This window comes from Vannielia sp. (assembly GCF_029212645.1).
Classification (GTDB): Bacteria; Pseudomonadota; Alphaproteobacteria; order Rhodobacterales; family Rhodobacteraceae; genus Vannielia.
On sequence record NZ_JARGND010000001.1, the window covers coordinates 74,885 to 81,622 of the forward strand.

Sequence of the window (6,738 nt, forward strand, 5' to 3'; positions counted from 1 at the left end):
ATATCGCGGTGGCCATTCACCCACCTGACGAACGCCTAGGCCCAAAATAAAGATAGGCCTGCCCGATAACCAACGGTCCGGCACTGCTTGCCAATGCCAGCAATAGGCCCGCTCGGCCGGGGTCCGGCAACTCCAGAATCTCCGACAGCCCTGGCACCCAGAACGCCGCCGCAATCAACCCGATGCAAAGAACGATTGCGCCCCAGACCCAGATATTCCGCGTCACCTCGTTGACGAACAGGCCACTGCCGGGCATTCGCACGTTGATCACATTCCACAACTGCGCCAGCGCCAACGTCAAAAACGCCACGGTGACAGCCGCCTCGGTCGGGAGCATCAGCCAGTGCAGGGCCAGCCAGAAAGCGGCGAGCGTGGTCACGGTAATGGCGCCGCCCAGAACGCCGATCAGTATCCAGCGGCTGCGGTCGATTATCTGTTCGGCAGGGTCGCGCGGAGGCTGGCGCATGACACGCTCATCACCTGCCCCCAAGCCCAATGCAAACGCCGGGAAAACATCGGTCACGAGGTTCAAAAACAAAATCTGCAAGGGCAGCAACGGCATCGGCAATCCTGCCCCAACGGCGAGGCCGACAATAAGAACCTCACTCACATTGCAAGACATCAGATACACAACGAACTTGCGGATATTGTCAAAGATAACCCGCCCCTCCCGCATCGCCGCTATGATCGTCCCAACGGAATCGTCCTTCAGCACCATATCCGCCGCCTCGCGCGCCACTTCGGTGCCGCGCTGCCCCATGGCGATGCCGATATCGGCCTGCTTCAACGCGGGTGCATCGTTCACGCCGTCGCCGGTCATTGCCACGATCTGCCCGTTTTGTTGATAAAGCGCCGCCAGCTTCAGCTTGGTCGCCGGGGCGACACGGGCAAAAACATCGGCAGACAGGACCCGGTCATGCAAGGAAACGTCCGTCTCTGCGGACTCCAGCGCATCCAGATCGGCCCCCTCCATAACCGTCAGGTTCCCCGCCTTGCCCAGCCCGGCTTTGCGGGCGATGGCGGCGGCGGTATCGGCATGATCGCCGGTCATCATCACAACCCGCACACCCGCCGCCTGCGTGGCTGCGATTGCTCCGGCAACATCCGCGCGCAACGGATCGCGCAAGCAAACCATCCCGGCAAGCGTGAGCCCCTCATAAGGGGCAATATCCTCGCGGTCGGACTGTTTTGACGCCAAGGCCAAAAGCCGCAGCCCATCACTGGCTGCGGCCCGGCTGCGCTCTAGCCACTGCGCGCGGGTTGCAGCATCCAGATCGCGCTCACCGTCCGGCCCCAAAACGCGGGTGCAGACCTCCAAAACCGCTTCGGGCGCACCTTTGGCGGCATAAAGAAAACCATCTCCATCGCGGTGGACGGTGGCCATCATCTTCTTGTCCTGATCAAAGGCATGTTCGCACACCTCCTCGTGGGTCTGTAACAAGGTATCACGGCCCTGCCCGGCATCTTGGGCAACCTGCAACAATGCCACTTCCATTGGATCGCCCAGCGGGCCCTGGTCTGCTTGCTCAAGCGCGGCGTTGTTGCAAAGCGCGCCAACCCGCAGAACCGCATCCAGCTGCGGATCGGTTTGCGGCTCCACTCCCCCCGCGCCGGTTTTGAACCGGACCATCTCATCATTCCGGTCGAGGTCTATATCCGCGCCCGATGTCAGATAGCGAACCACTGTCATGCGGTTTTCCGTCAGCGTGCCGGTCTTGTCTGTCAGGAGCACCGTTGTTGCGCCCAGAGTTTCCACCGAAGACAGGTTCGAGATAATCGCGTTTCGCGCAGCCATGCGCCACATGCCTCTGGCCAGGCATAGCGTGGCAACCACCGGCAAGCCTTCGGGCACGGCGGCAACAGCCAGCGCCACGCCCGTCTGGATCATCGCCTCGATCTCGTGACCGCGCAGGATACCCGCACCAATAACCAGCACGGCCAAAGCCAAGGTCAACCAGACCAGCCGGTGCCCCAGCCGATCAAGACGTTTTTCAAGCGGCGATGCCACCGATTCCGCCGTTTGCACAAGGTGGTTGATCCGGCCCAGTTCGGTGGCCATGCCCGTGGCGGTCACAATGCCCTCGCCCGTTCCCTGTGTAATCGCCGTTCCGTTATACGCCATACTCGTGCGGTCACCGATGACAGACTTGGGCGCGACAGGATCAAGCTGCTTGACGACAGGCACGGATTCACCGGTCAGCACGGATTCATCGCAGTGCAGGTTCGACGCCTGAACAAGCCGCAAATCGGCGGTCACAACATCGCCCGCCTCCAACAGGACGATATCACCGGGCACCAGTTCATGCGCGTCAACCCGGATCACCTTACCGCCCCGCCGCACCTGCGTGGTAAACTCGGAGATGCGCGCGAGGGCTTCCATAGACCGGGCGGCCCGCAGTTCAGTGAAAAATCCGATCGCGGTGTTTATGGCAAGCACGACAACAATCGCGATGCCTTCGGCAAAATCCTGATAAAAGAACGACAGCCCGGCGGCAAAAGCCAAAAGCCAGACAATCACGCCTTTGAATTGATGGGCAAGAATAGCAAACGCGTTTTGCTTTTCAGAGGCGAGCAATTGGTTCAGGCCATGCTGCTCCCGGCGTTTCAGAACCTCTTGCTCGTCCAGCCCCCGGCCCGGATCCACATTTTGATCCTTCGCCACCATGTCAACCGGGGTTGCAAAGGCGTCATTCTGGACAGCATCAGTCATTCTGGTTTCCCACCTGCACCGTAAAAGCCCCGAGAGGACGCCAGTGCGTTATATTCTCGGCCACACAGGGACCTTTGCATTGATCGCGCTGCCTGGCCAAGCTCTGCTCTTTGAAGTCAGGTATACCGCGCAAACCCCCGTTCAAGCACCATCTTTCCCAACTGGGAACATACGCCGCACCATGCGCTGGTATTTGCGCAATCCGCTGGCCCGCCAGCGCTTCGTTGATCTGCAGGGAGAGCGGGGCATCAATGGGGGATCCACCGCATTTCGCCCCAAACGCAGCCCGCCGCGCCGTGAATGCGCGCCTGTCGTCGGCCCAAAGATCAAAGGGTGAAGGCCGCGTCTTTTGATCCCCATTTGATCCATATTGCACGCAAGGCGCTTCAGGCCGTGCGCCGCCCACCTCTCGCCAGCGTGGCCGCGCCCAGCGCAAAGGCCAGAACCACCAGCAAGAGCGCCCCCAAAAGGAACAGCCCCAGCGCCGCGCCCAAGCCGCTTACGGGCAACAAGGCGGCGAGCGGGGCCCAAAGCGCGCCTGTCAGGATCATCGCGCCAAGGGTTGCGGCAAACCACACCAGCAGCGCCACCGCCGCCAGCCCCACAACCACCGCCGCCCCACGGGCGCGCGCGGGCTGCGAGCCGAGCCGCCGCAGCGCCTGAAATTGGCGCAAAATGTCCTGCTGCATCGCCAGTAGCGACGGCACGATCAGCAGCACCAGAACCATGCCAAAGCCAAGGCCAAAGACCAGCGTCACCACGGTGGGCTTGAGAAATTGCGCCTGGCTGGACGGCTCGTAAAGCAGCGGCGCAAGGCCGATCACCGTGGTCAGCGTTGTCAGCATCACCGGGCGCAGCCGGTCTGCCGCGCCGTCAACGATGGCGGGAAACAGGCCGCGCTCGCGCGAGTATTCGTCTACCGTTGTCACCAGCACGATCGAATCGTTGATGATGATCCCCGACATGCCGATCAGCCCCACCACCGAGAACATCGAAAGCGGGATGCCCCATAGCTGGTGGCCCCAGATCGCGCCGATCAGCCCAAAGGGAATAACCGCCATGATCAGCAAAGGCCGCGTCCAGCTGGAGAAGATCCACGCCAGCACAAGGAAAATCCCGATCAGGCAGGCGCCAAAGCCGAGCAGCGCATCGGAGAGAAACTCGTTTTCCTGCTCGGCAAGGCCCGACATGCGGGTTGCCACGCCAAACTCCTCCTCGATGCGCGGCAGGATCACCTCGGAAACCTGGGTGGTGATCTCGGCGGCGCGGGTCGGGTCATCATCGGCAATATCGCCGGTCACCTCCACCACCCGCACGCCGTTTTCCCGCGCGATGGTCGAGAAGCCGGTGCGCCTGTCAACCTTCACGATATCGGCCAGCGGAACATAAGCCCCGGCGGGGGTGCGCATCATGGTGCGGTCAAGGAAATCAGCCGTCAGCTCGGTTTCGGGCAGCTCCACCCGGATCGCGGCAGAGCGCGGGCCATCCGGGTAGGTTGCCGCCTCGATCCCGGCCAGCCGGTTGCGCAGGGTGCGCCCCAGCGCATCAATGGTGAAGCCCAGCTCACGGCCCTGCTGGGTGAGATCAAGGATCAGCTCTTCCTTGTCATAAGACAGGCTGTCTTCAACTGCGGAAACCTCGCCAAACTGCGCCACCTGCTCCTTCAACTCCTGCGCGGCGGCTTTCAGCGTTTCCACGCTCGCGCCGGAAATCTCAACATCCAACGCATCGCCGCCCGGCCCACTGCGCCACCCCCTGAAGGCGACGATCTCCACCAGTGGATGCCGCTCGACCCGCTCTTGCAGGTCGGTCACGAATTTCGATGAAGGGTAGGTCCGCAGATCGGGGTCAATCAACTCAACGGCGATGGAGCCAAGCAGGTCTTCATCCTTGCTTTCCACCCCCGAAAGCCCGCGCCCGGTGTTGCCGCCAATCTCGGCCAGCGCATAGGCCACAGGGTTGCGCCCGAACTCGGCCTCATATTCCTCGCCCAGCATCTCGACAGCGGCCTGAAACGCCTGCATCTGCGCCACGGTATCGGCCCGCTCCGCCCCCGGTGCCATTGCGAAATTCCCCGAGATGCTGCCCTCCTCGGGCGCCGAGAAAAACCGCCAGGCCACGTTGCCGCGCACCAACTCACCCACCTGCATCGCAAGCAGCACCACCACCATGGCGATCACCGGATAACGGGCAATGATGACAAGCCGCATGAGCGGGCGAAACATCCGATCCCGCACAAAGCCAAAGCCCTTGTTCACCTGCCGCGACGGCCAGTCATACCACGCCTCTTTTTTCTGGGTGGCCGCCAGCGCATGCGCCATATGGTTGGGCAGGATCACGAAACACTCGATCAGCGAGGCGATCAGCACGGTGATCACCGTGAACGGGATATCGGCGATCATCTCGCCAAACCGCCCGCCAATCACCATCCGGCCCGCAAACGCGATGATGGTGGTGATGGTCGATGAAAATACCGGCCCGGCCATCCGTCTGGCCGCGTTTTCACTCGCCTGAAACGGCCCCTCGCCCAAGTGGCGCGCCCGAAAATCGGCATGTTCGCCCACCACAATGGCATCATCCACCACGATCCCCAGCGTGATCAGCAGCGCAAAAAGCGAGATCATGTTCAGCGTCAGCCCCGCCACCCACATGATCGCAATGGCCGCAAGCATCGCCACCGGAATCCCCATCGCCACCCAGAAAGCCGTGCGCGCGTTCAGGAACAAGAACAGCAACAGCAGCACCAGCGCGAGGCCGGTCAGCCCGTTCTCCAGCAGAACATTCAGCCGCCCCTCGATCGCCTCTGATCTCGTGCGGATCAGATCAATCTTCACGCCCTGGGGGAGCGATAGCATCATCTCGCTCGCCACCTCCTCAACGGTGCGCTGAATATCAATCGCATCGCCCTGCGCCGAGCGGTCCACCCGCACCGAAATCGCCGGGTTTGGCCCTACAAAATAGGTGCGATCGCGGTCCACGCCCTCCACCCGGATCTGCGCTATGTCTCCAATCGTCAGGTCTGGCTTCAGCACGATCCCAGCCAGCTCATCGGGGCTGCGCTTGGCGGTGCCGGTGCGCACGCGGGCATTGGCCCCGCTTACATCGCCCGCCGGATCCGCCTCCGCCTCTTCGCCTATGGCAGCGGAGATCTCGGCCATGGTGACATCGTTGTTGATGAGCTTGGCCGAGGGCACTTCAACAATCACCTCCGGCGCGGCAAGCCCCCGGATCGTGGTGCGCGTCACCCCCACCTCAAACAGGCGGGCCACGAACTCATCGGCATAGCGCGCCAAAAGCTCCACCCCGACCGGGCCGGTGATGATCACATCCGTCACCCTGTCTCGCCAGGCAGAGCGTGTCACCGTGGGCTCATCGGCATCTTCGGGCAGGTTGGTGATGCCATCCACCGCCGTCTGCACATCTTCGGCAGCGCGGGTCATGTCGTAATTGGCTTCAAACTCCAGGTAAATCGTCGCCCCGCCCTCGCGCGAGGTGGCGCTACTCTCCTCCACCCCGTCTACGGCCATCAGCGCAGGCTCCAGCAGGCCAACTATGGCGCCGTCCACATCCTCGGCCCCCGCCCCTTCCCAGGTGACGGAAACGCGCACGCTATCTGTGATGATATCGGGGAAAAACTGCGCCCGCATCCGCGGAAAGGCGGCGAGCCCGGCGGCGATCATCAGCACCAGCACAAGGTTGGCCGCCGTGCGGTGTCGCGTGAAGTATGAAAGGATGCCCGTCGCGCGCGCTGCCTTGGCCATGGATCAGCCCCCCATCCGGCTTTCGAGGCGCTCCACCGTGGCGGCGGGCACGCGGGCCTGGGCAAGGATCGCCAGCACCCGCTCCTTGGCATCAGCCGCCATTCGCTGGTTGCCCTGCACATAGGCGATCAGCCTGGCGCGGCGCTCTTCGGTCAACTCCAGCATCTCTTCTTGCGTCGAAGGCGGGGCCGCCTCGGCGCCCTCCTGCGGGCGGCCAATGGCGCGGGCGCGGATACCGGGGCCAATCAGCGGAGACCGCTCAGCCAC

Annotated in this window: 2 protein-coding genes and 1 pseudogene; all 3 read right to left on the reverse strand. The window is 62.8% G+C overall.

Annotated elements, in window-relative coordinates; genetic code table 11:
* Nucleotides 1–16 precede the first annotated feature (16 nt).
* On the reverse strand, nt 17–2,710 hold the full coding sequence (locus tag P1U55_RS00375; protein ID WP_301045478.1) for a cation-transporting P-type ATPase: 2,694 nt from the start codon (nt 2,708–2,710) through the stop codon (nt 17–19).
* A 386-nt stretch (nt 2,711–3,096) separates the two neighbouring features.
* A complete protein-coding gene (locus P1U55_RS00380; protein WP_301045479.1) occupies nt 3,097–6,471 on the reverse strand; it encodes an efflux RND transporter permease subunit in 3,375 nt (1,124 codons plus the stop codon).
* Nucleotides 6,472–6,474: 3 nt separating this feature from the next.
* A pseudogene (locus P1U55_RS00385) lies at nt 6,475–6,738 on the reverse strand (efflux transporter periplasmic adaptor subunit); the annotation flags it as partial.

Coding starts and splice junctions, on each gene's coding strand:
- P1U55_RS00375 (WP_301045478.1), bottom strand. CDS start 2,710: ATGACTGATGCTGTCCAGAATGACGCCTTTGCAACCCCGGTTGACATG.
- P1U55_RS00380 (WP_301045479.1), bottom strand. CDS start 6,471: ATGGCCAAGGCAGCGCGCGCGACGGGCATCCTTTCATACTTCACGCGA.